This window comes from Croceicoccus mobilis, from assembly GCF_001661965.1.
GTDB lineage: Bacteria > Pseudomonadota > Alphaproteobacteria > Sphingomonadales > Sphingomonadaceae > Croceicoccus > Croceicoccus mobilis.
Genome location: NZ_LYWZ01000022.1, coordinates 830,125 through 855,067, shown reverse-complemented (window position 1 = coordinate 855,067; position 24,943 = coordinate 830,125). Strand labels below are relative to the sequence as shown.

Sequence of the window (24,943 nt, the reverse complement as noted above, 5' to 3'; positions counted from 1 at the left end):
GTAATGCTGCGGCTCAGTCTTCGGATTTCAGCGCCGCGCCCGCCTGGCGCAATTCGTCACCAACCTGCTGGAATTCCATGCCGCAGCGCTTGGCGATCATTTCGCGGTTGCCCGTCTTCAGCGCCTCGACCGATCCACGCATGGTGGCAGTCAGGTCAATGTCCGGATCGCGCGCCTTCAGCTTGCCGATGTAATAGAGCGTGCCCATCGTGCCAGCCGCCTGCAGTTTCTCATCGCTCTGCCCCGCAAGCAGCGCGGTAAAGGCGAGGCAGACCGCATCGGCCTCCTGCGGATCGGCAGGCTTGTCCTGCGCAGCGGCAGGCAGGGCGAGCGCCATGCAGGCCAGCGCGCCCATCAAAGTTCCTGCCAGCCGCATCGCGTGTCTCCCGCTCAGATCAGTTCCTCGATCGCGTGCAGCGCGATCGCGTGGTTGAGGATGATGTCCTTCCTCGTATTGGCGGTATGATCGTCCGATTGCTTGTATTCGGCAATGCTGGCGCGCAGCTTCTCTTCGTCGAAGATGCCATGCTCGGCGATTTTCTCGGATGACAGCCATTTTTCGAGCAGCTTGTCGATTTCGCGGCCCTTTTCCTCGCTGGTGTGGGCGGGCGGGGCCATGAAGGCGAATTTCTCACGCTTGTAGAGCACTTCGGGCAGCACGTGCTTCATCGCTTCGCGCACGACCCATTTCTCGACGCCGTCGCGGATGCGGACGCTGGGAGGAATGCGCATGGCCAGTTCCGCGACATGGTGGTCGAGGAAAGCGGGCCGCGATTCAAGGCTGTTAGCCATGTCGACCCGGTCACCGCCCCAGTTGAGGATCTGCCCCTCCAGCATGGTCTTGATCCAGCTATACTGCACCTTGTCGAGCACGTGCCGCCCATCCAGCATCGTGCGATCAAGGCTGTAGGCGATAGCCGCGACCGGATCATACCCGTCGAGCTTTGCAAGGAATTCATCCGACAGCAGCGGCTTCACGCGTTCATAGACCAGCATCCACGGCTGGATCCAGCTGGGGGTGAAGCCCATCACTTCCTCAAACGCGGGATGGCTGATCGTCTGTTCGGCCAGCACGCTGCCCGAAAAGATCTTGTTCCGCTCCTTCATATCCGCGCCTGCGGCGGTTTCGGCATAAGCGGGATCGTGGAGGAAATAGTCCGCCTTGAACTGGGCATAGCCGCCGAACAATTCGTCGCTGCCCTCGCCCGTGATGACGACCTTGTATCCGGCGTCGGTCACGTGCTTTGACATCAGCATCTTGGCGACGCCGAGCGTGTTGTAGAAGGTGCGTTCCGAATAATAGACCGCATCCTCAAAATTCTTGCCATAAAGGTCGAGCGCGGAAACTCTCAGAATATCCTGATCCGCGCCCACCATTTCGGCCATTTCGGTCGCGATCGAGGTTTCGTCATAACGCGCATCGTCGAACCCGATGGTGAACGCCTTGACCGGCGACTGCTGGATCGCGGCCGCCATGCCAAGGATCGAGCAGCTGTCGATCCCGCCCGAAAGGTAACAGGCGACCGGCACGTCGGCTTCCAGCCGCAGCGCGATGGATTCGACGAGGGCACGGCGCACATTCTCGATATGCTCGTCATCGGGCAATTCGTCATGCTCGCCATCCAGCGGGAAATCGGCGTCCCAATAGCGGCGCTCTTCCACTGCAAATCCGTCGCCGTCCTTTGAAACGATCAGCATGTGACCGGGCTTCACCGCCTCGATCCCCTTCCATAGCGTCATGCCCGGGACCATCACCTGCATCATCTGGTGCAGCTGCGCCTTCGGGTCCAGCTCGCGCGGGACTTCGGGGTGGGCGAGCATGGCCTTGATCTCGGACGACCAGAACACGCCGGCGGGGCCGTTATGGAAGAACAGCGGACGGATGCCGAAACGGTCGCGGACGAGGATCAGCTGCTGCTTCGCCTCATCGAAAATCGCAAAGGCGAATTCGCCGCGCAGCTGATGCACGAAGTCCAAGCCGTGCTTGTGATAAAGCTTGATGGCAAGCTCGCTGTCCGACTTCGTGTTGAAGTCGTAGCCATCGGTCCTGAGCAGGCCGCGGATGCGCTTGTAGTCATAGAATTCGCCATTCGCGGTCAGCACCATGCCGCCGGTGCCGTCGCTGTCGCGGCCAAAGATAGGCTGGTCACCCGCGTTCAGGCCGATGATCGACAGGCGCGTGTGGATCATCGCCAGCGAATTGTCGGGATCGACATGGAAGCCGCGCCCGTCGGGACCGCGGTGATAGATGGCATCGGCCATCTTTTCCGCGCGGGCCATGGTCTCAGGGTGGTGGCTATGGGCCCACAGCCCGGCGATTCCGCACATGAATGGCGTTCCTTTACCTGATGAATTCGCGGGGGACGACTTCGCGCACGCGCCCGAAAATGGCGAGCAGCAGCGCCTGCCGCAGCCAGACCGCACCATCGGCCTGGTTGAAATAGAGATTGTGATCGGTGTCATCGAGACAGGTGCCCAATTCCTCCCCCCGTGCCAGCGGGTGGAGGATCACCGTGTCGGGCTTCATCTGGCTGGCCGAGTTCAGCGAGAACTCGTCCCCGAAGAAGCGATAGCCATCGCCCAGAAACGCGATCGCATTCATGTAGATGACGTCGAGATACTCAAGGCTCTGCTTGAGATTGCGGCTGAAATCGATGGTGATCGGGCTGGCATTGGTCAGCGCGCGCAATTCATCGCCCAGCGGATCGGCCATTTCCGAAAATATGGTGATGTGGTTGATATTCTCATGAAACAGCAGGGCGAGCGTGAGGAAGCTCTTCACCGTTCGCATATTGCCCGGCGTGCCGATGATGCCGATGTTGAGGCGAAACTGTTCGGGCAATTGCCCAAATGCCAGTTCCGGCCGCCATTTCATCAGCGCATACCAATCCGCCAGAGCCTGCGTCGGATGTTCGTCCGACCCGTTGCCGCCATTGATCAGCGGGATGCGCAGATAATCGGTCAGCTCTTGCAGCGCCTGCTGCTGCGTGTGCCGCACGACCACGATATCGGCGTATGAATTGAACATCTGCCCAATGTCGCGCATGGATTCGCCCTTGGCGACGCCGGTGGTTTTTGCGTCCGCTACCGACAGGGTCTTGCCGCCCACATGCAGCATCGCGCTTTCGAACGACAGGCGCGTGCGGGTCGAAGGTTCGAAAAAGGCGGCGGCCATGATCTTGTCATGCAGCGCCTGCCCCGCGGGCACCTTCTTCAGCTGGAGATAGGCGGCAAGCTTTGCCAGCTCTCCCATCAGCTCCTTGTCGAACTGGCGCGAGGACAGGATCGAGCAATTATGCAGCCGGTCCAGCACGGCGAGATCGAGCCCCGGCGACATGTCGATCAGGTCCTGCGGATTGGGGCAATTGCCCAGCACCCCGGCCTTGCGCTGGGGATCGGCCTTATGGTCGAGCTGGCTGGCGGACTGGATATCGTTCACCAGATCGACCCCTTTTTCGCATCGCGCACAAGCATCACGCCAAGGCCGGTCGCGGAGACCGCGCACCAGACCAGCGACGCCCAGACGATCGCCTCCAGAAAACCGGCTGAAAAACTCATGCGTCCTCCTTCAGGCGGATCCATTCGAACCGCGATTTGGACATTGCGCAGGCGCCCAGCACCCATGCGCAGGAAACGGCGGTGGCAACCGTGGTCGCGACGAACCAGCCGATCGTGAAATAGGTGACGAGGCCTGCCCCTGCCCCCAGCACCATGCCGCCCACGGCAGCGATCGTATTGGCCCGCCGCCAATACAGCCCCGTTATGATCGGAAAGATCATCGCACCGACCAGCGGCCCTGCAAAGAACAAAACCGTCGCCAGTGTCCCGATGCGCGGCGCGCACAGCGCCCAGGTCAAAAGCCCCAGCCCCAATGTCACCCATTGCGCCGCGCCCTTCAGATGCTCTGCCGAGGAGCCGGGGCGGATGAGGCGGCGCCAGATATCCTCCGTCACCAGATCGGCGGTCGCAGCCAGCAGGCTGTCGATGCTGGAGGCCAATGAACAGAACACGATGATGAAAATGCCCACAGCGCCCGCCGTTCCCAGGACCTGTGCGATCACCAGCGGGGCGACCATGTCGCTGGATGGGATGGCAACGCCCAGCGCGCCCGATGCCAGCGCAATGAAACCGGCAGCTACCGGGATCGGCAGCCAGATGAAGCCGCCGATCAGGAACGCCTTGCCGCCCACCCCATCGCGGAAAGCAAAGGCGCGGCTCCACCAGACATTGTTGTGAAACACCTCGCCCAGACCGAAGAGCAGATTGTTGAAGATCGCCATGATCGCGGCAGGGAACAAGACGTCGAGTAGCGCGGGCTTATGCGCGGTCAGCTCGGCATGGATTTCGCCGACCGAGACCTGACTGAGCACTGCGAAACCGACGATGACGATGCCGATCAATATGATCAGGGTCTGGATGAAATCGGTCCCGATCACCGCGCCCAGACCGCCGCGCATGGTATAAAGCACGCATACGCCAAGGATGACGCTCATCCCCCAGACGTAATCAATGCCCGCCAGAGCCTCCAACAGGATGCCGCCCGCCATCGCCATGCTGACCAGCCATGTCAGCGAATAGAACAGGGTGAAGACGAGGAAGATCGCCCACGCCACGCGCCCATAGCGCAAGCGGAAGAAATCGCCGCTGGTATAGCCATGCGGCATCAGCTTGCGGATACGCACGGCAAGCGGCGCGAACAGGAACAGGCCCAATGAGGCGGTGGAATAGGCGAGCATGCCCCACACTCCCAGCTCCAGCGCGAATTGCGGGGCGAGCATGGTGGTGTTCGACGTGATCCATGTCGCCGCCGCCGTGGCGGACCCCAGCGCGAGGCCGATGTTGCGGCCCGCCAGAGCGTGATCTTCAAAGCTCTTGTTGCGGCGGCCCCAATAGAAGCCGAGCCCGACCCACAGGACCGAAAAGGCCGCCAGCAGGATCCAGCCCAAAGTGGGGTCGAGGAAAATCGTCCGCTCAGTCATGGCGCGCGCCCCGCACGATCACGGCAAGCACCAGCGCGAACACCACCGCCCCTACCAGCGTCAGCCACAAGGCGCGGGCCAGCGACTGGTGCCGCACTTCCAGCGCCAGCGTATCGCTGACCGCCCCGCCCTCGGGCGCGATGGACAGCATGTAGTCGCCATCGGCGAGGCCCGAGAGGAACAGCTTTTCACCCTGTCCGCCGAACACGGCGCGGGTTTCGCCATTGTCGCGGGTCAATCTAATGGTGACCGGGCCGTCAGCCGTCCAGCCAAAACCGACGTGCCCGGCATCGATGACCGGCACATTGTCTTCGGTGAAGGCAGGGGCGGATGGATCCTGCGCCATGGCAGGCATTGCCATCAGGCAGGATGCGGCAAGCGGCACCAGCCCCAGCCGGGTGGCGCGCGCATATATCTTGTCCCTTGCGACCTTGATCGGGCTTCCCCCGTTGCTCCCTCTCTCTGGCGCGGCACCTATCAAATGGGGGCCGCCGTGGCCACCTTGGCCGGGAAATTTTCTTTCTCGCACACGCAGCATCGGCGCCATAAATGGAAATGGCGCGCTCCCCACTGGGAACGCGCCGATCCTGTAAACCGCGCTAAGCGGCTATGTCACAAGGGGATCAACCCTCGACGCCGACCGCGTAGCTGGCGCCGTCGGGACCAGTGACCGACCCCTGGGTATTGAGGTTCGTGCCGTACAGCAGCATCAGGCCGGCGGCATGCGGCGATGCCATCGAAGTGCCCGAAATGGTGTTGTAGCCGCCATCGAGCCAGGTCGATTCGATCTGGTAGCCGGGTTCGGCGAAGGTCACCTCGGGCTTGCCCCAGTTCGACCAGCTGTTCATCGCCAGCGTGCCATTGCCCGTGTCATAGGCCGATGCGATGGCAAAGACCTTGTCATTGGCCGATGCACCTGCGGCGCGTGCGGGCGAATGGTTCGCCGCGTCTTCGCCGTCATTGCCTGCTGCCAGCACGAAGATCACGCCCGAATTGGCCGATGCGTTCAGCACCGCCTGATCCAGCGTATCGTTCGCGCCGCCGCCAAGGCTCATGTTCGCGACATCGCCGGGCGAGCCATTAGCCGCGACATAGTCGACGCCTGCCATCACGCCCGACCATGCGCCCGAACCCCGGCGGTCAAGCACGCGCACCGCGACGACCTTTGCGCCGGCAGCAACGCCGATCACGCCTTCGGAATTGTCGATAGCGCCGATGGTGCCCGCGACATGGGTGCCATGGCCGTTTTCATCGTCCGCACCCTTACGGCTGCCGGTGAAATCGGCGCTGCGCGCGGTGTCGACGTTGAGATCGGGGTGATCGAGGTCGATGCCGCTGTCGATGACCCACGCGGTCTTGCCCGCGCCGCTGGAGGTACCGACATAGGCGATGCCCCACGGGGTGGTCTGCGCCGCAGGCTCGCTACCGCCGCCACCGGGGCCCTTGCCCGCAGGCGGGGCAAGCGCGACGACGCGGTCGGCAAAGCAGGTGTCGATATGCGGATTGGCGACCTGCATCTTCGCCACGCCCTGCGGCGACATGCGCACGGCAAATCCCTTGATCGAGTGGGAGTAGTCGAACAATACGCGGCCGCCCTGCGGGGTCGCGGCGCGATTGGCCTCGGCGCGCACGTTCTTGCCCTTGGCCCAATTGGCCGAGAAAGTGCAGATGAACTGGTTTTCGATCTTCGCGCCCGCTGCAGGGGCCGCCGCCTTGTCAGCCGGTGCCGCGGCCGCGCCCGAGGCGATGACGCCCCCCATTGCCAGCACGCCGGTAACGCCTGCCAGCATATATCCCTTTATTGTCATGACCCGAGAACTCCACTCATTCACCCTCCGAAATGGAGGGCAGTCCCGAGATGAAGATTATCGTCATAAAAATGACATGCAACCGGTATCTTTTGTAATCTCTTTACGTTTAATCTCTTGTTTTCCACAGCTTGGCAAGCGAAAGGCCGGGGTGCAGGGTTAACCCCGCATCCCGGCCTTTCAAATTTTAAGCGTGTGGCCCGGTTCAGTCGGCCAGCGACTTGTTGATTTCCTCGACCATCTTCTTCGCATCGGACAAGAGCATCATCGTCTGGTCCATGTAGAAGACATCGTTGTCGACACCGGCATAGCCAACACCGCCCATCGAACGCTTGAGGAAGAACACCTGCTTCGCTTTGCCCACGTCGAACACGGGCATGCCGAAGATGGGCGATGACTTGTCGGTCTTCGCCGCCGGATTCACCACGTCGTTCGCACCGATGACGAAAGCCACGTCGGTCTGTGCGAATTCGCCGTTGATGTCCTCCAGTTCGAACACCTCGTCATAAGGGACGTTGGCTTCGGCCAGCAGCACGTTCATGTGCCCGGGCATGCGGCCCGCCACCGGGTGGATGGCATATTTGACGGTCACTCCCTTTTCCTTGAGGAGGTCCGACATCTCACGCAGCACGTGCTGTGCCTGTGCGACGGCCATGCCGTATCCGGGGATGATGATGACCTGTTCGGCCTGGCTCATCATGAAGGCCGCGTCTTCCGCGCTGCCGCGCTTCCACGGACGGTCGACCTTGACCGCGCCGTCGCCGCCGCCGGTATCCTCGGCCCCGAACCCGCCCGCGATCACGGAGATGAAGGAGCGGTTCATCGCCTTGCACATGATGGAGGAGAGGATCGCGCCCGATGCGCCGACCAGCGCGCCGGTGATGATCATCGCCGTATTGTGCAGGGTAAAGCCCATCGCCGCCGCAGCCCAGCCCGAGTAGGAGTTGAGCATGGAGACGACCACCGGCATGTCCGCCCCGCCAATCGGGATGATCAGCAGGAAGCCGATGATGAAGGCCAGCAGCAGGACGACCGGGAAGATCCATTCCGGCGCTGGATCGGCAATCGCGAACATCGCCGTCAGCACCAGGATCGCAATCAGCGTGCCCAGGTTGATGACGTGGCGCATGGGCAGCATGATCGGCGCGCCGCCCATGTTCCCGTTCAATTTCAGGAAGGCGATAACAGACCCTGAAAAGGTGATCGCACCGATTGCCGCGCCCAGCGCCATCTCGATCCGGCTGACCGGGTTGATGACCATGGTCTCAAGCCCGTTGGCATTGAGGTGCGGGACAAGGATGTCGAACGCGCCGGGATTGGCATAGGCCGCGCCAGCAACCAGCACCGCGGCCATGCCGACAAGGCTGTGGAACGCGGCGACCAGCTGCGGCATCGCGGTCATGGCGATGCGCCGCGCGATGACAAAACCGATGGTTCCGCCGATGGCGATGGCAATCGCGATCTCGATGATGCTGGCGTTGAAATGGGTGATGAGCGTGGTGATGACCGCGATCAGCATGCCGACCATGCCATAGCGGTTGCCCGCCCGGCTGGTCGCCGGACTGGAAAGCCCGCGCAGGGCGAGGATGAAGCATACGCCCGCGATCAGATAGGCAAGCGCAACCCACGGGTTCACGCCATGCGCTTCTGCGACATTGGCTGGCTCGGCAAAGCTGTAGCTACCATCTGGCGTCAGCACTGCGGCGGTCAGGAAACGGGTGATCATGCCTCGTCTCCTTCGCTCTTCTTGGGAGCGCGCGGCTCTTTCTTCTTGTACATCGCCAGCATGCGTTCGGTGACGGCAAAGCCGCCGAAGATGTTGACGCTGGCCAGCACCACTGCGACGAGGCCGAGCCATTTCGCGGTTTGCGCACCGGTGGATGCCGCCGCGATCAGTGCGCCGACGATGATGACCGACGAAATCGCATTGGTCACCGCCATCAGCGGCGTGTGAAGGGCCGGGGTGACCGACCAGACGACGTAATAACCCACGAAACAGGCCATTACGAAGATCGACAGGATCGAAATGAAGTCCATGGCTGTGTCCCCCCTCAGCCCAGAAGCCGTTCGTGGACGACCTTGCCGTCCTGCGTCAGCCTGATGGCCGTGCCGATTTCCTCGTCGAGCACGATCTCGCCCTTCTCCTTGTCCCAGAATGCCGAGACGAAGTTGAAGAGATTGCGCGCGAACAGGGCCGATGCGTCGGCGGCCAGATGCGCGGGCGTGTTCGAAAAGCCGATGATCTTCACGCCATGCTTTTCGACGATGACGTCGGGCTCGCTACCCTCGACATTGCCGCCTGCGGCGACGGCAAGGTCATAGATCACGCTGCCCGGTTTCATCGTGGCGATCTGCGCATCGCTGATAAGGCGCGGCGCAGGCCGGCCCGGGATCAGAGCGGTGGTGATCACGATGTCCTGCTTGGCGATATGGCTCGATACCAGCTCCGCCTGCGCGGCCTTGTATTCATCGCTCATCTCGGTGGCATAGCCGCCGCTGCCTTCGCCTTCGATGCCAGCGACCTTCTCGACGAAGATGGGCTTCGCACCCAGCGACTTGATCTGCTCCTTCGTCGCCGAACGCACGTCGGTCGCGGAAACCTGCGCGCCCAGACGGCGCGCGGTGGCGATCGCCTGCAGCCCGGCAACGCCCACGCCCATGACGAAACAGCGCGCGGCCTGCACGGTACCCGCTGCCGTCATCATCATCGGAAAGGCGCGGCCATAGGTATTGGCCGCGGCCAGCACCGCCTTGTAACCGGCAAGGTTCGACTGGCTGGACAGCACGTCCATCGACTGGGCACGGGTGATGCGCGGCATCAGCTCCATCGCCAATGCTTCATACCCTGCGGCAGCGTAAGCATCGGTGCGCGCCCGGTCGCGGAACGGATCGAACACGGCAGCAACCTTCGCGCCGGGCTTTGCGCCCGACAAAAGCGCCACATCGGGCGCGGCCACGCCGAAAATCCAGTCCGCGCCCGCCACGGTCGAGGCGAGATCGCCCACGACAGCGCCAGCCGCTTCATATTCGCTGTCAGGGATAGAGGCGGTAACGCCCGCCCCGCTTTCCACTCGTACCGTCGCGCCAAGACCGATCAGCTTCTTCGCTGTCTCCGGGCTCATCGCGACGCGTGTTTCGCCTGCCGCACGCTCCATCAGCGCGGCAATCACCGGTCCCGCAACCTGCGGGTCCCCACCTCCGTCCATGGGCATCCCCTCCCTCTCAATTCATGGGCGTTCACTATCTTTGTGCCCATGAGCCAGCTTCTAAGCCAGCCTATATTTTCTTTCAGCTGTCATAATGGGCAGTCGTCTTTTCTTTCACTTCCTCGGCCGTGACACCGGGCGCAAGTTCAACGAGCCTGAACGGGCTGTCGTGATCGGGCCGCTGGAACACGGCGAGATCGGTGATGATCATGTCGACCACGTTCTTGCCCGTCAGCGGCAAGGTGCATTCGGGGATGAACTTGGGATCGCCGTGCTTCGACGTGTGCTCCATCACCACGATGATCTTCTTGACGCCCGCGACAAGGTCCATCGCGCCGCCCATGCCCTTGATCATCTTGCCCGGGATCATCCAGTTGGCGATGTCGCCGTTCTGGTCGACCTCCATCGCGCCCAGCACGGTGAGGTCGATGTGCCCGCCGCGGATCATGCCGAAGCTGGTGGCGCTGTCGAAATAGGAACTCTTGTCGAGTTCGCTGATCGTCTGCTTGCCTGCGTTGATAAGGTCGGCATCCTCCTCGCCCTCATAGGGGAAGGGGCCGATGCCCAGCATGCCGTTTTCGGATTGCAGCGTCACTTCGACGCCGTCGGGAATGAAATTCGCCACCAGCGTCGGAATGCCGATGCCGAGGTTCACGTAGAAACCGTCTTCAAGTTCCTTGGCGGCGCGGGCCGCCATCTCGTCGCGGGTCCAAGGCATTTTATGCGGCGTCCTTCTTGCGGGTAGTCACGAATTCGATGCGCTTGTCATAGGGCGATCCCAGGATCATGCGCTGTACGAAGACACCGGGAAGGTGGATGCAATCGGGATCGAGCGATCCGGTCGGCACGATTTCTTCCACCTCGACCACGCAGACCTTGCCGCAGGTGGCGGCAGGCACGTTGAAATTGCGGGCGGTCTTGCGGAACACGACATTGCCGCTTTCATCCGCCTTCCACGCCTTTACCAGCGCGAGATCGGCGAAGATGCCCTCTTCGAGGATGTAGTCCTTGCCACTGAACTGCTTCACTTCCTTGCCCTCGGCCACCTGCGTGCCGACGCCGGTCGCGGTGTAGAAGCCGGGGATACCCGCACCGCCTGCGCGCATGCGTTCGGCCAAAGTGCCCTGCGGGCAGAACTCGACCTCCAGCTCGCCCGAGAGGAATTGCCGTTCGAACTCCTTGTTCTCACCGACGTAGGAGGAGATCATCTTCTTCACCTGCCGCGTGCGCAGCAGCATGCCGATCCCTTCGCCGTCGATGCCCGCATTGTTGGAAGCGAAGGTCAGGTCCTTCACGCCGCTTTCGCGCACGGCCGTCAAAAGCCGTTCGGGAATGCCGCAAAGGCCGAAACCCCCGCTCGCGATCAGGAGTCCATCCTTGAGCAGCCCATCAAGTGCTGCGGCGGCATCGGGGTAGAGTTTCTTCATGCGTGTGTCGGCCCTGCTCCAGCTCGGTGCACCGGGAAAGGGGCGGCTATGGGTGGCTGCCCGGTCGCGATGCATCCTCTTGCGTTCGATCTGTTCTGTTGATGGCGCCGTTTGCCGACGCCTTGGGCGAGCGAGTGCCCGCCATTGGCCCCTTTGTGGCGCATTCGGGGGCCGCTTCGCAAGGCAAAACCGGCGTTTTCGCGATTCAAGTTGAAAACCGGTTCATGTCTTGCGGCCGGTTGATATTGACGAGACCGGGCGGATCGGTAACCCGACGCGCGCCAATCAGATCGAGCGCGCCAACGATCCTGCGCCCGCCCCCGGCGATGTAATCTTCCACCGTCGCCAGCGACTCCACGGGCCAGAAAGCAATCAGGTGCTGGTCGGCAAAGGCTGCTGCGCCCGCGCCTGCCAGCATTGCCCGCAGATCTGCGGGCAGGGGCAACACGTCGACCGGCACTGTGATGACTGCGTCGAAGCCTCGCTCCGCCGCCAGATGCAGCGCCGCATTGATCCCGCCCATGGGCCCCAGCCCCGGTTCGGGCCGGTCGTCGACCCGCTCCATCGCGTTCCAGTCCCGGCCGCACAGGACCATGGCGTCGACCTGCGGGCCAAGCGCGGTCACCGCGTGTTCGATCAGTGGCTTGCCGTCATGCAAGGCCAGCGCCTTGTCGGCTCCGAAGCGCCGCCCCTTGCCCCCGGCGATCACCGCGCCCAGCAGTCGCAGCGCCATTATTCCCCCGCCCCGGCAGCGGCAGGTGCCGCCGGCTGGGGCGTGGTCGGCGGGTTCGGCGTGGCCGGATTGCCACGCGGCGGCGCGGGTTGGGCCGGAGGCGCAGGCTGGCCCGGCTGATCGACCGGGGGCAGTTCGCCTTCGCCCGGTTCGGGATCGGCGGGGTCTGCGAACACCCCGTCGGGCGGCGCTGGCAGGTCGAGATCGAGCGGCGGCAATTCGCCGGGCTCTCGCGCCAGCGGGTCGTCGCCGTCGATCGCGACAATGCCCATATCCTCTTCATCCGCCGACGCAGCAGGGGCAGGGCCGTCCGACGCGCGCCGCAGATCCTCAGCCCGGACCGGCAGCGGCAATTCCCCCAGCGTCACGCCGCGCATGAAGCTTTTCCATATCTGCGCCGGAAGCCCGCCGCCATGATTGCCCGGCACCGGCTTGTTATCGTCACGCCCGACCCAGACGGCAGTGACCAGATCGCCCGAAAACCCGATGAAAAGCGCATCGCGCCCTTCCTGCGACGTGCCGGTCTTGCCGAAGGTCGTTGTGTTCAGAAGCGCCGCACGCCCGGTCCCGCGATTGGCCGCATTCCAGAGCAGGTCGAGCATGGGGGCCCATTCGGTTTCAGGGTCGAGGCTGTTGGTGGGCGTCACCCCCTCACCTTCGACCCCATAGACCGTGACCGGATAGCGCCCCCCGGCAAAGGCGGCATAGGCGCCCGCCATCTCTTTCAGCGTGATGGATGCCGTGCCGAGCGCGAGGCTTGCGTCTTCCGGCAAGTCTCCCTCCACCCCCAGGTCGCGGGCGGTGTCGCGCACATCGTCAAGCCCTGCGCGGTCGGCGATGCGGATCGCGGCGGTGTTGCTGGAGATGGCGAAGGCCTGCCGCAGGGTCATGCGCCCGCGATAGCCCGAATAGGCGTTTTTGGGTTGCCACGAGCCGATGCGCACCGGCGCGTCGGTCACGATGTCGGAAGGCTTGGCCCCCTCGCGAATGGCGGCGAAATAATCGAACAGCTTGAACGTGGAGCCGGGCTGTCTTTCGGCCTGCGTGGCGCGGTTGAAGGCCTCGGGCGTATACTCCTTGCCGCCCACCATCGCCGCGACGCGCCCGTCCGCACGGATCGCGATCAGCGCGACCTGCGCATTGCCAAGGCCTGCGCGGGCGATGGCGCGTTCGGCGCGGGCCTGGATCTCGGGCTCCAGCGTGGTCTGGACCGTGCCTTCATATCCTTCGGGCAGGTCGGCGGCGAGCCAGTCGACAAACCAGCCTGCCTGATCGACTTCGCGCTCTTCCTCGCCCAGCCTGATTTCAGGGTCGGAGACCGCCTCGGCTTCGTCGGCCGTGATAAAGCCCGCATCCGCCATCGCGCCCAGCACGACGCCCATGCGTTCGACCGAAGCGGCGTAATCCACTGTCGGGGCGAGGCGCGAGGGCGCCTTCACCATGCCCGCCAGCATCGCCGCCTCGCCCAGCGACAGCTCTTCGGGCGTTTTCGAAAAATAGTGATGGGCCGCAGCGACCAGCCCGGTCTGCCCTTCACCGAAATAACAGTTTTCAAGATAGCGCGAGAGGATCGTGTCCTTGTCGGTCCAGCCCTCGACCCAGTCGGCGATCAGCATTTCCTTCGCCTTGCGGGTCAGCGTGCGGTCCTGCGTGAAGAATGCGTTCTTCACATATTGCTGGGTGATGGTGGACCCACCCTCGACCACGCCGCCGGCCTGCAGATTATTGAACATGGCGCGGGCCAGACCGCGGAAATCCACGCCGCCATGGTCATAGAAACGCCGGTCCTCGATCGCGAGGAACGCCTGCCGCACATGGGGCGGCAACGCGGCGGCATCGACCTCGGCCACGGGCCGTTCGCCGCGATGGGCGAGCTTTGAGCCGTCGGCGGCGAGGAAATTGATCCCCGCCTCACCCGGCGGTGCGCCGACTTTCCACGGCGGCGCGACCCAGACTTCCCACAGGAGCAGCACGATGAGCCCCGCTGCCGGAATGGTCAGCCATTTGGGCTGCGCGCGCAGCCAGTCCCACGCGCGGGCAGGAAGCGATCTCGTGCCGTAACCGGCGTTCAGGGATGTGGCGGTCATGCGCAGGATAACGCGCGAATGGAGGACGGCTTCATGGGAAAGAGGTTTCACAGCAAAAATTGGCAGCAGGCAAGCAGATGCGTCGAATGGCGCTTGACGCGGGACGGGCGGACCTCTTTGATCCGGTACCGAATGTAACCAGTTTCCGTTGGGGGATCACTTGAAGACCACACGCCTTTGCACTGCCGCTGTTTCGCTTGCCGCCCTGGCATTGACCATGCCCGCTTTCGCACAGGATGTGCCGCTGGTGCTTCCCGGCGCGCCGGGTGAGGCATCGACGACCCTGCCCGCATCCGAAGCAATCAAGGTGGCCGAAGCCAGCTATTCCCCCGATGACGTGAAGTTCATGGCCGACATGATCCACCACCATTATCAGGCGGTGGAGATGGTCGCGCTGGTCAAGGCGCGCACCAACAACAAGGACGTGCTGAACCTCGCCAGCCGGATCGAGGCCAGCCAGAACGACGAAATCGGCTTCATGCAGGGCTGGCTGAAGGAACGCGGCGAGCACGCGCCCGATCCTGCTGCGCATGCAGGCATGAACCATGCAAATATGGATCATGCCGCCATGGGGCACGACATGTCGGGCATGAAGCTGATGGCGGGCATGGCGACACCTGCGCAGATGCAGAAACTGGCCGCATCGAAAGGCACCGATTTCGACCGTGAATTCCTGACCCTGATGATCGCGCACCATAATGGCGCGCTGACCATGGTCGACAATCTGCTGGACCAGTCGGGTTCGGCCTATGACCCGGTGCTGTTTGACTTCACCAATGACGTGAAGAACGAGCAGAAGGCCGAGATCGAATCCATGGCGCTTGTGCTGGCGGGCCTGACCAATGATCCGCGCGCGCGTCTGGCCGCGGGCTTCCGCGATGCGGGCGAAGCGGCGATGAACATGGAGCTGGTCGCCGCCCTGCCGAAACCCGCCGGATTCTTCGACCCCGCCAACCCCGTCGGCCTGCCGCCCAAGAAGAAGGATGCCGACGGCAATCCCACCGACAGCTATGGCACGCGTGGGCCCCACCTCAATTTCATGAACAGCGACATGGCGTTTTCAGGCGACATGATGATCGCGGGCAATTTCCACGGCTTCAACATCTACCGGCTGGGCGAAAAGGGCGTGCCGCAGCTCGTCAGCTCCACCGTCTGCCCCGGCGGGCAGGGCGATGTTTCCATCGTCGGCGACACGCTGATCATGTCGGTCGAGCAGAAGCGCGGGCGCGTGGATTGCGGGCTTCAGGGCATCGACAGCGACGTGAGCGAGGACCGCATGGTCGGCCTTCGCATCTTCGACATTTCCGATCCCGCCCTGCCGAAACAGGTGGGCATCGTGCAGACCTGCCGCGGGTCGCACACCCATTCGGTGGTTTCGGGGCCGGACAAGGACAACAAGATCATCGTCTATGTCTCGGGCACCGCAGGCGTGCGCAGCGACAAGGAGATGAAGGGCTGCGTCGCCGGGCTTCCGGGTGACGAGGATACGGCCCTCTTCTCCATCGACGTGGTCGAGATCCCATTGGACGACCCGTCGAAGGCGCGCATCGTCGATTCCCCGCGCGTCTTTGCCGATGACAAGACCGGCCAGATCGCCGGGCTGTGGCGCGGCGGCGGGCATGGCGATGACAGCCAAGAAACCAGCCGCACCGACCAGTGCCACGACATCACCGTCTTCCCGACGCTGAAACTGGCGGCGGGCGCCTGTTCGGGCAATGGCATCATCCTCGACATCAGCGACCCGCGCGCGCCCAAGCGCATCGACGCCGTCACCGACAAGGGCTTTGCCTATTGGCATTCGGCCACGTTCAACAATGACGGGACCAAGGTCGTCTTCACCGACGAATGGGGCGGCGGCGGGCGTCCGCGTTGCCAGGTCTTCGACCCGAAGGACTGGGGCGCCGATGCGGTCTATGACATCAAGGATGGCAAGCTCGTCTACCAGAGCCACTACAAGCTGCCCGCCGCGCAGGGGGACAAGGAAAACTGCGTCGCGCATAATGGCTCAATCGTGCCGGTGCCGGGCCGCGATCTGTTCGTGCAGGCATGGTATCAGGGCGGCGTTTCCATCATGGATTTCACCGACAGCGCCAATCCGCAGGAAATCGCCTATTTCGACCGCGGCCCCATCGATGCCGACCGCATGGTGCTGGGCGGCTATTGGTCGACCTATTTCTACAAGGGCCACATCTATGGCACCGCCATCGTGCGCGGACTGGACGTACTCGACCTGAAGCCGAGCGAATATCTCTCGGAGAACGAGATTGCCGCTGCCTCGCTGGCGCAGGAGGAAGACGGCACCTTCAATCCGCAGCAGCAATATCCGGTGGCATGGCCCGACAGCCCGGTCGTGGCGCTGGCCTATGTCGACCAGCTGCGCCGCGCAGGCGCGGTTCCGGCGGCAACGCTCGATCCGCTGGCGTCGGCGCTTGAGGCGATGAAGGCGGGCAATGGCGACAAGCGCGCCCTGAAGGCGGCGGCAGCGCCGGTGGGCAAGATCGAAGTCGCGGCGCCCGATGCCGAGCGTAAGCAGGCGCTGATGGCGATGGTTGCCGCGCTGACCGCCTGATCCGCGCCGAGAAGGGGGGGGGGCGTTGCCGCGCTTCCCCCCTTTTCGGTTCAGTCCGCCTCGGCAAGCTCATGCAGGTGACGCGCCAGCGCATGGGCCGGCGATGTCGTAGGCGTATCGCGCGAGAGGCACAGCAGCATCCGGCGCGTCGCCCAGTCGTCCGACAGCGGCACCACGTCGAGCTTCATCGAAGCGGCAAAGCCGCGCGCCGCGATCAGCGGCAATATGCCATAGCCAAACCCTGCCTCCACCATGCGGCATACGCCATCGAAGCTGCGCACCTGCATGCGCAGGCGCAGCGCGATCTCGGCCCGCGCGGCCTGTTCGACCAGCAGGCGCGTCAGCGCCGTATTGCTGACGAGCCCTACGAAATCCTTATCCTGCACTTCGGCGAAACCGATCCTCTCGCGCCCCTCCAGCCTGCCGCGCGGGGCCAGAAGCGCCAGCCGGTCGCTGCGATAGGGCAGGGTCTCGTGATCGCCGGTCGGCGTATCGCCGATGACAATGGCCAGATCCGCGCGCCCCTCGTCCAGCGCGGCGATCGCCTCTGAACTGACGTTCTCCTCCATGTCGATGCGCACATCGGGGCGCAGTGCATTGAACTGGGCCAGATCGCGCGGCAGGAACTGGATGATCGCGCTGGGATTGGTCTGCACGCGGATCGTGCCGCGCATGCCGCCTGCAAAATCGGCCATTTCTCCCTCTATCACCCGCGCCTGGTCCAGGAGCAGGCGCGCCCGTTCAAGCAGCGCCGTCCCCGCAGGCGTAAGCGTCAGCCCCTGACGCGAGCGCCTAAACAGCTTTACCCCCATGCGCTCTTCCATCAGCGCGATGCGCCGCGACACGGCGGCAAGCGCGAGATTGGCCTGCTCCGCCGCGCCCGACAGCGTGCCGGTTTCAGCCGCGCGCACGAAAAGGCGCAAGGTGACAAGGTCTCTCAACATATCGTTGCCCCATAGCCCAATTTCACAAATTGCGAAATGAAGCTTGCCCAATTGTCGATATACGCAGCCGATTTGCCCGCCAATAACAAAATGCAAGCCGTGCCCCCGAAGAGGCAGCACGAAAAACATTTACATGGAGAGGTGACCTGTGCCCCTGAAGCAATCCGTCTATCGTTTCGCCAAGCGTGCAATGACTTGCGCTGCACTGACTGCCGGCACCATCGGCCTGTCGAGTGCTGCCAATGCGCAGGCGATCGACGCGGGCGACTATGTCCCCGCACCCGATGGCACGCAGCTGGGCCTCGTCTACCTCCAATACTCGAATGCCGGTTCGATCTACGCCAATGGCGAAAAGGTCGATGACGATGCCGAGCTGGAATCGATCGTCTCGATCTTCCGCTATGTCGGCTTTACCAAGGTTGCGGGCATGACCCTCGACTACCAGGTCCTGCAGCCTTTCGCCCATGTGAAGGCGGGCGGCTCGATCGCGGCCCTTGGTGAAACGACCGGCTTTGGCGACACGATCCTCGTCTCCACCCTCTGGGTGCACGAAAACCCGAATACGAAGACCTATATCGGCGTCACGCCCTATCTCTTCATCCCTACCGGCGAATATAGCGCGGACGAAGCGCTGAACGTGGGCGAGAACCGCTGGAAGGGTTCGTTGCAGGCCGTCATCAGCCAGGGCTTCGGCGATCATTTCGTGGCCGAGCTGGCCGGCGATGTCATGACCTTCGGCAAGAACGGCAAATACGGCCCGACCCGCGACACGATGAAGCAGGACACCATGTACCGCGTGCAGGGCTTTGCCCGCTACCTCATCGACGACAAGAACGAGATCAACGCGCGGCTGATGTATGTCGATGGCGGCGAAACCCGCATCAACGGCGTCACGCAGGGCAACAAGACGCAGACGACGTCGGTTCTGGGCACCTATCGCCGCACGCTGTCGCCCAAGTGGCAGGTCATGGCGCAGGCCGGCACCGATCTCGATGTCGAGAACGGCTTCCGCGAAGGCTTCCGCGGCCAGATCCGCCTGCTCCGCATCTTCTGATTTCGCATTTCTTGGGAGAGAAACATGCACAACATCCTCGATACGAAGCGCATCAACGAAGCGCTGCGCGACCACGCGGCAGGCAAGACCGACCGCCGCAGCTTCATCAGCCGCGCGATGGCGGCGGGCGCGGCTTTCGCCATGGCCGACGCGCTGTGGCTGGCAGGCGGCAAGGCCTGGGCGCAGTCAACGCGTGAAACCACCGCGCCCAAGGCTGCGGATTATATCGTGATCGGTGCCGGTTCCGCCGGTGCCACGCTGGCAGGTGAGCTTGCCAAGCGTACCGATGCCTCGGTGCTGGTGCTCGAAGGCGGTCTGTCGGACAACTCTCCCCTGATAACCGACCCCGCGCGCTGGCCCGAGGCTTTGGCCTCCCCCTTCACCAAGCATTACAACACCACCCCGCAGGCCCACGCGCAGGACCGCGTGGTCCCCTATCCGCGCGGCGAAGGCCTGGGTGGCTGCTCCTCGGTCAACTGCATGATCTACTGCCGCGGCGCAGAAGCGGATTATAATGACTGGGCCTATGACGGCGCCACGGGTTGGGAGTGGGACAAGGTCCTGCCCGACTACAAGGAACTCGAAGACTGGGAAGGCGGCGCGAGCGAGCTTCGCGGCGCAGGCGGCCCGCTTCACGTCACGCGCCCCGATCCGGCCAAGGGCCACGAAGGCGCTGTCGCCTTCATGGAGGGCGCGACCTCGCTGGGCTATCCCGAGACCAAGGACTTCAACGGCGGCCAGCTCGAAGGTCCGGCGTGGGTCAACATGACCGTCCACGCTGGCAACCGCCAGAACACCGCAGTCGCCTTCCTTCGCCCCGCGATCGAACAGGGCGCAAAGCTGCAGGTGCTGACCGAAGCGCCGGTCATGCGCCTCATCGTTGAGAACGGTCGCTGCACCGGCGTTCAGTACCTCCACAACGGCCAGCCGGTCACGGTGAAGGCGAGCAAGGAAGTCATCCTGTCCGCAGGCGCGCTGATCACGCCGAAACTGCTCACCATTTCGGGCATTGGCGAGGCTGCGCATCTCAAATCGCTGGGCATCGCGCCTCTCGTCGATCTGCCGGGCGTTGGCCAGAACCTGCAGGACCACGTGCTGGGCGCAGGCGTCAACTTTGAATCGAAGCACCCGGTGCCGCCGACGAACTACAATCATTCGGAAGTCTATTTCTGGTGGAAGTCGGACCCCTCGCTCACCGTGCCCGATATCAACGCGCTATACGTCAGCGTGCCTTTCGCCACGACCGAGCTGAACCTCCAGCAGACCAATGGCTATGCTATCCTGTGCGGCGTGATGCGCCCGAAATCGCGCGGCGCGGTCACGGTCACATCGTCCGACCCGCGGGTCGCGCCGCTGATCGACCCCAACTACCTGGCGGCCGAGCAGGACATGGTCGCGCTGAAGGCCGCGACCGAGCTGGCGCGCGAGATCGGCAATTCGGCGGCCTATAACGACATCCGCAAGGCCGAACTGCTACCCGGCGCGATGGCGGAAAGCCCGGAAAGCTACCGCGATTTCCTGCAGAAATCGGTGTCGACCTATTTCCACCCGGTCGGCACGGCGAAGATGGGCACCGATGCGATGTCGGTCGTCGATCCTGCCCTCAAGGTCTATGGCGTGGAAGGTCTGCGCGTGGCCGACGCCTCGGTCATGCCCTCGATCACCACGGGCAACACCAATGCCCCCTCGATCATGATCGGCTATCGCGCCGCGAAGATGATCGCCGGCGACATCTGATGGCGCTACTCGCCGACGGAGACGCAGCCCATGAAGTTGCGCACCGTCGGCGAGAGCGGCCCCGCCCTGCGGTGCGCCACCACCAGTTGCGCCTTGGGCCCGTCGCCCTTGATCCGTTTATAAACGACACCATGCGCGTGGAGCTGGTTCATCGAGGCCGGGACCAGCGCCACGCCCACCCCCGCCGCGACGAGATTGACCGTCGACGCCATCTGCGGCGCTTCCTGCGAGATGCGCGGCGAAAATCCTGCATTGCGGCAGGCCGCGATCATGGAATCGTAAAGCAACCTGCCATTGCTGCGCGGATAGAGAATGAACGGATCTCCCGCCAGATCGACGAGATTGACGCGCTTCGTCTCGGGCCCTGCCAGCCGATGCTTGGGCGGCAATGCGACCAGCAGCTCCTCGTCCGGCAGGCGTTTCACGATCAGGCCATCGGTTTCCCCCAAGGCCGGGCGCAGGAAGGCGATGTCGAGCGCGCCATCGGCCATCGCCCTCAGCAGCCGGGTCGTGTCCTGCTCGATCAGCCGGATCGAGAGTTCGGGATAAAGTTCGCGGAAGCGGCCAATGATGCGCGGCACGATCGGGTTGTACGAAGCCGAGCTGGTGAACCCGATCGCGAATTCGCCAATCTCACCCTTGGCTGCGCGCTGGGCTGCCGCCGCCGCCTGCTCCGCCGCCGCGACCGATGCCTGCGCCAGCGGCATGAACGCCTCGCCAGCTTCGGTCAGTTCCACGCCGCGCGTCATGCGGTGGAACAGCTGCACGCCCAGTTCCTTTTCCAGCGCCTTGATCTGCTGCGAAAGCGGCGGCTGGCCGATCCCCAGCTTCGCCGCGGCGCGGGTGAAATGCAGTTCCTCGGCAATGGCGAGGGCATAGCGCAGGTGGCGCAGTTCCATGACCGGTTATCCATATCTCAAACTAATCGAAAATGCCTGTTGCCTATATTGGATTGAATGACAACCCGCCGCTAGCCTGCTTGCAGACCAACAAGCCGCGAGAGTCGGCAGGAGGATGATTTTGAAAGTGGATTTCACCCGCAATTTCATTGCAGGCGCCTGGGTCGAGCCCAAGACCGCCACGATGCTCCCGGTGATCGAACCCGCGACCGGCAAGCAATTCGGCGAGATTCCCGACAGCACGCCCGATGACGTGGACATGGCGGTCAAGGCCGCGCGCAAGGCATTTGACGAAGGTGCCTGGGGCCGCACCACCGCGACCGAGCGGGGCCGCATGCTGACCCGCCTTGGCGACCTGATCCTTGCCAATGCCGCCGAACTTTCCGCGATCGAGGCGAAGGACACCGGCAAGCCCAAGAGCGTGGCCGATGCCGATATTGTCGCGCTGGCCCGCTATTTCGAATTCTATGGCGGCGCGGCCGACAAGCATCACGGCGAGACGATCCCTTATCTCACCGGCTATCACGTCGATGTCATCCACGAACCGCATGGCGTGACTGGCCACATCCTGCCGTGGAATTACCCTGCGCAGATGTTCGGCCGCACGCTCGCCCCTTCGCTGGCTGTCGGCAATGCCACCGTCCTGAAACCTGCCGAGGACGCATCGGCCAGCGCCCTGCGCCTTGCCGAGCTGGCATCCGAAGCCGGTTTCCCCGAAGGCGCGATCAATATCGTGACGGGCCGCGGCGCGGTTGCGGGCGCGGCCCTGGCTTCGCATCCGGGCGTGGACTTCATGTCCTTCACCGGTTCGCCGGAAGTGGGCCAGATCATCCAGAAACTGTGCGCCGATCACTACATCACCTGCACGCTGGAACTGGGCGGCAAGTCGCCGCATGTATTGTTCGCCGATGCCGATTTCGACGCGGCGATCCCCACCATCGTCAAGGCGATCATCCAGAATTCGGGCCAGACCTGTTCGGCCGGTAGCCGCCTGCTGGTCGAGCGCAGCGCCTATGATGAATTCGTCGCCCGCCTTGCCGAGGCCTTTGGCAAGGTCACCGTCGGCGCGCCGGCGATGGACAAGGATTGCGGCCCGATCATCACCGCGAAACAGCAGAAGCGCGTGCAGAGCTTCCTCGACAAGGCGCGTGAGGATGGCATCCCCGTGCTGGCCGAAGGCAGGCTGGCCGACGGCATTGCCGAAGACGGCTTCTATGTGAAGCCGACCCTGCTTGGCCCCGTGCCGCGCGATAATGTCATCGCGCGTGAAGAAGTGTTCGGCCCGGTCCTGACCGTGCTGCCCTTCGATGACGAGGCCGATGCGGTGAAGCTGGCCAATGACACCGATTACGGCCTTGTCGCCGCGGTGTGGACGCGTGATGGCGGCCGCCAGATGCGCCTGATGAAGGCGATCCGCGCAGGGCAGGTGTTCATCAACTGCTATGGCGCGGGCGCGGGCATCGAGCTGCCCTTCGGCGGCGCGGGCAAGAGCGGCCACGGACGCGAAAAGGGCTTTGCCGCCCTTCACGATTTCTCAAAGACCAAGACCGCGGTGTTCAACCACGGCTGATCCCCCTCCCTCCCTCAAGACCCCAATTACCCCCGGAGAGCATAATGGAACTGAATGGCAAGGTGGCCCTGATTACCGGCGCGGCCAGCGGCTTTGGCGAAGCGATGGCGCATCGCTTTGCAGAGCGCGGCGCGAAAGTGGTGATCGTCGACCTCGACCTCGAAAAGGGCGAAAAGGTCGCGGCTGACATTGGCGGCGGAAAAGCGATCGCCGTACGCGCCGACGTATCGAAGCGCGCCGACATCGACGCGGTGGTCGCCAAGGCGATCGAAACTTTCGGCGTGCCCGACATCGTCATCAACAACGCGGGCTATACCCACAAGAACCAGGCCGCGCTGGAAGTCGATGAAGAGACCTTCGACCGCGTGCTGTCGGTCAATATCAAGGGCATCTACCAGATGGTGCAGGCCGTCGTTCCGGCGATGCGCGACAATGGCGGCGGCGTGATGCTGAACGTCGGTTCCGTCTCGGGCATCCGTCCGCGTCCCGGCCTGTCGTGGTATGCAGGGTCCAAGGGCGCGACCAATGTGCTGTCAAAGGCGCTGGCGGTCGAATTCGCGCCGATGAACATCCGCGTCAACGCCATTGCCCCCGTCATGGGCGTGACCGGCATGCTGGAGGATTTCATGGGCATGCCCGACACGCCGGAAAACCGCGCGAAATACATGGAATCGATCCCACTGGGCCGTCTGTGCCAGCCCGATGACGTGGCCGAGGCCGCGCTTTACCTTGCCACTGCCGACTACATCACCGGCGTCGAATTGCCGGTCGATGGCGGCCGCTCGGTCTGATCGGAGGGACGCTCATGTCATATGAAGGAAAGGCCGCGATCGTCCGCGGCAAGGGCCAGGAACTCTCGGTCGAACCGGTGAAATATTCCGGACCGCAGGCCGACGAAGTCATCGTGCGGATCACCGCCACCGGCGTGTGCCACACCGACATGGTCGTGCGCGACCAGGGCTATCCGGTGCCGCTCCCCCTCGTGCTGGGCCATGAAGGCGCAGGCGTGATCGAGGAAGTGGGCGCGAATGTCACCACGCTTGAAAAGGGCGATCACGTCGTGCTCGCCTTTGGCTATTGCGGGCGCTGCGACAATTGCAAATCCGGACTGCCGGGTTACTGCGCGGAATTCTACGACCGCAATTTCAAGGGCGCGCGCATGGATGGCAGCCAGGCCATCTGCGATTGCCACGGCCATAACCTTGGCAGCGCGTTTTTTTCGCAGTCGAGCTTTGGCACCTTCGCCGTCGCGACCGAAAGGAACGCGATCAAGATCCGCAAGGACGTACCGCTGGAACTGATGGGCCCGCTGGGCTGCGGCATTTCCACCGGCGCTGGCGCGGTGCTGAACGCGCTTAAGCCGCATGCCGGTTCGTCCATCGCCGTGTTCGGCGCAGGCTCGGTCGGGCTTTCCGCCGTGATGGCGGCCGCCGCCGTCGGCTGCACCACCATCGCTGTCGTCGACCTGCATGACGAACGCCTTGAACTCGCCAGGGAACTGGGCGCGACCCACGTGATCAATGGCGGCAAGACTGACGCGGTCGAGGAAATCCAGAAGCTGTCGGGCACCGGCGGCGTTGATTTCTCCCTTGAATGCACGGGCGTGCCCAAGGTGCTGGAACAGGCGGTGGGTGCGCTGAAGATCCCCGGCACTTGCGGGCTGATCGGCGCGGCGGACCTGGGCGTCGGCGCGAACCTCGACATGAACACGCTGCTGTTCGGGCGCACCGTGCGCGGCATTATCGAGGGCGATAGCGTCCCGCAGGTCTTCATCCCGCAGCTGATCGAATTGTGGCGCGCAGGGAAGTTCCCCTTCGACAAGCTGACCAGGTTCTACGCGCTGGAAGACATCAACAAGGCCATTGCCGACAGCGAGAGCGGCGCAGTGCTCAAGCCCATCGTGCGGCCCTGAACGACATAATTGGGAGAA

General features: G+C 63.6%; 22 protein-coding genes. 6 read left to right on the top strand and 16 right to left on the bottom strand.

All coding sequences use genetic code 11. The annotated features are described in order from the left end of the window. Positions 1 to 13: 13 nt before the first annotated feature. The 14 genes from A9D13_RS11665 to A9D13_RS11605 form a co-directional block, all read right to left on the bottom strand. Positions 14 to 376 carry a hypothetical protein gene (locus A9D13_RS11665; protein ID WP_066773669.1) on the bottom strand — a complete coding sequence of 121 codons (363 nt, stop codon included), beginning with the start codon at positions 374 to 376 and terminating at the stop codon, positions 14 to 16. 14 nt (positions 377 to 390) lie between these two features. Beyond that, on the bottom strand, positions 391 to 2,328 hold the full coding sequence (asnB, locus tag A9D13_RS11660) for an asparagine synthase (glutamine-hydrolyzing) (RefSeq protein ID WP_066773667.1): 1,938 nt from the start codon (positions 2,326 to 2,328) through the stop codon (positions 391 to 393). A 13-nt stretch (positions 2,329 to 2,341) separates the two neighbouring features. Continuing rightward, on the bottom strand, positions 2,342 to 3,439 hold the full coding sequence (locus A9D13_RS11655; RefSeq protein WP_229665245.1) for an aspartate/ornithine carbamoyltransferase family protein: 1,098 nt from the start codon (positions 3,437 to 3,439) through the stop codon (positions 2,342 to 2,344). Beyond that, positions 3,436 to 3,558, bottom strand: a complete 123-nt coding sequence (locus A9D13_RS21265; RefSeq protein ID WP_268235784.1) for a hypothetical protein — start codon at positions 3,556 to 3,558, stop codon at positions 3,436 to 3,438. The genes A9D13_RS11655 and A9D13_RS21265 overlap by 4 nt, the downstream gene beginning before the upstream one ends. Further along, a complete protein-coding gene (locus tag A9D13_RS11650; protein WP_066773665.1) occupies positions 3,555 to 4,979 on the bottom strand; it encodes a sodium:solute symporter family transporter in 1,425 nt (474 codons plus the stop codon). The genes A9D13_RS21265 and A9D13_RS11650 overlap by 4 nt, the downstream gene beginning before the upstream one ends. Further along, on the bottom strand, positions 4,972 to 5,460 hold the full coding sequence (locus A9D13_RS11645) for a hypothetical protein (protein WP_156522017.1): 489 nt from the start codon (positions 5,458 to 5,460) through the stop codon (positions 4,972 to 4,974). Before A9D13_RS11645 ends, A9D13_RS11650 begins: the two co-directional genes overlap by 8 nt. Before the next feature lie 142 nt (positions 5,461 to 5,602). Continuing rightward, complete coding sequence (locus A9D13_RS11640; protein ID WP_229665243.1) at positions 5,603 to 6,787, bottom strand: S8 family serine peptidase; 1,185 nt, start codon at positions 6,785 to 6,787, stop codon at positions 5,603 to 5,605. A gap of 205 nt (positions 6,788 to 6,992) precedes the next feature. Continuing rightward, positions 6,993 to 8,513 (bottom strand): NAD(P)(+) transhydrogenase (Re/Si-specific) subunit beta, encoded by a 1,521-nt coding sequence (locus tag A9D13_RS11635; RefSeq protein WP_082922309.1) that lies wholly within the window; start codon positions 8,511 to 8,513, stop codon positions 6,993 to 6,995. Beyond that, positions 8,510 to 8,824: an NAD(P) transhydrogenase subunit alpha part 2 gene (locus A9D13_RS11630; protein ID WP_066773658.1), complete on the bottom strand. Its 315-nt coding sequence runs from the start codon at positions 8,822 to 8,824 to the stop codon at positions 8,510 to 8,512. Before A9D13_RS11630 ends, A9D13_RS11635 begins: the two co-directional genes overlap by 4 nt. Positions 8,825 to 8,838: 14 nt before the next feature. Next, positions 8,839 to 9,993, bottom strand: coding sequence for an NAD(P) transhydrogenase subunit alpha (locus A9D13_RS11625; RefSeq protein ID WP_066773656.1), 1,155 nt, complete (start codon positions 9,991 to 9,993; stop codon positions 8,839 to 8,841). Positions 9,994 to 10,075: 82 nt separating this feature from the next. Continuing rightward, positions 10,076 to 10,711, bottom strand: a complete 636-nt coding sequence (locus tag A9D13_RS11620) for a CoA transferase subunit B (protein WP_066773655.1) — start codon at positions 10,709 to 10,711, stop codon at positions 10,076 to 10,078. A 1-nt stretch (position 10,712) separates the two neighbouring features. After that, positions 10,713 to 11,420, bottom strand: a complete 708-nt coding sequence (locus tag A9D13_RS11615) for a CoA transferase subunit A (protein ID WP_066773653.1) — start codon at positions 11,418 to 11,420, stop codon at positions 10,713 to 10,715. Between the two features lie 205 nt (positions 11,421 to 11,625). Then, complete coding sequence (mobA, locus tag A9D13_RS11610) at positions 11,626 to 12,153, bottom strand: molybdenum cofactor guanylyltransferase (protein WP_082922308.1); 528 nt, start codon at positions 12,151 to 12,153, stop codon at positions 11,626 to 11,628. Beyond that, complete coding sequence (locus A9D13_RS11605; RefSeq protein WP_156522016.1) at positions 12,153 to 14,240, bottom strand: transglycosylase domain-containing protein; 2,088 nt, start codon at positions 14,238 to 14,240, stop codon at positions 12,153 to 12,155. The genes mobA and A9D13_RS11605 overlap by 1 nt, the downstream gene beginning before the upstream one ends. A gap of 160 nt (positions 14,241 to 14,400) precedes the next feature. Here A9D13_RS11605 and A9D13_RS11600 point away from each other — a divergent pair, with 160 nt between their 5' ends. Continuing rightward, a complete protein-coding gene (locus tag A9D13_RS11600; RefSeq protein ID WP_308420363.1) occupies positions 14,401 to 16,809 on the top strand; it encodes a DUF305 domain-containing protein in 2,409 nt (802 codons plus the stop codon). A gap of 50 nt (positions 16,810 to 16,859) precedes the next feature. On the opposite strand, the gene A9D13_RS11595 is transcribed toward A9D13_RS11600, so the two are convergent. Beyond that, a complete protein-coding gene (locus A9D13_RS11595) occupies positions 16,860 to 17,753 on the bottom strand; it encodes a LysR family transcriptional regulator (RefSeq protein WP_066773646.1) in 894 nt (297 codons plus the stop codon). A 148-nt stretch (positions 17,754 to 17,901) separates the two neighbouring features. Here A9D13_RS11595 and A9D13_RS11590 point away from each other — a divergent pair, with 148 nt between their 5' ends. Both A9D13_RS11590 and A9D13_RS11585 read left to right on the top strand, forming a co-directional pair. After that, complete coding sequence (locus A9D13_RS11590) at positions 17,902 to 18,807, top strand: transporter (protein ID WP_156522015.1); 906 nt, start codon at positions 17,902 to 17,904, stop codon at positions 18,805 to 18,807. Between the two features lie 24 nt (positions 18,808 to 18,831). Continuing rightward, the gene (locus A9D13_RS11585) at positions 18,832 to 20,544 is read left to right on the top strand and encodes a GMC family oxidoreductase (RefSeq protein WP_066773643.1); all 1,713 of its coding nucleotides are present in this window, start codon (positions 18,832 to 18,834) and stop codon (positions 20,542 to 20,544) included. Positions 20,545 to 20,549: 5 nt separating this feature from the next. Here A9D13_RS11585 and A9D13_RS11580 read toward each other — a convergent pair whose 3' ends face one another. After that, on the bottom strand, positions 20,550 to 21,443 hold the full coding sequence (locus A9D13_RS11580) for a LysR family transcriptional regulator (protein ID WP_066773642.1): 894 nt from the start codon (positions 21,441 to 21,443) through the stop codon (positions 20,550 to 20,552). 127 nt (positions 21,444 to 21,570) lie between these two features. Here A9D13_RS11580 and A9D13_RS11575 point away from each other — a divergent pair, with 127 nt between their 5' ends. The 3 genes from A9D13_RS11575 to A9D13_RS11565 are packed head-to-tail and all read left to right on the top strand — an operon-like array spanning position 21,571 to position 24,925. After that, positions 21,571 to 23,013, top strand: coding sequence for an aldehyde dehydrogenase family protein (locus A9D13_RS11575; protein ID WP_066774094.1), 1,443 nt, complete (start codon positions 21,571 to 21,573; stop codon positions 23,011 to 23,013). Between the two features lie 44 nt (positions 23,014 to 23,057). Then, positions 23,058 to 23,804 (top strand): SDR family oxidoreductase, encoded by a 747-nt coding sequence (locus A9D13_RS11570; protein WP_066773638.1) that lies wholly within the window; start codon positions 23,058 to 23,060, stop codon positions 23,802 to 23,804. 14 nt (positions 23,805 to 23,818) lie between these two features. Continuing rightward, positions 23,819 to 24,925: an NAD(P)-dependent alcohol dehydrogenase gene (locus A9D13_RS11565; protein WP_066773636.1), complete on the top strand. Its 1,107-nt coding sequence runs from the start codon at positions 23,819 to 23,821 to the stop codon at positions 24,923 to 24,925. Positions 24,926 to 24,943: the final 18 nt, after the last annotated feature.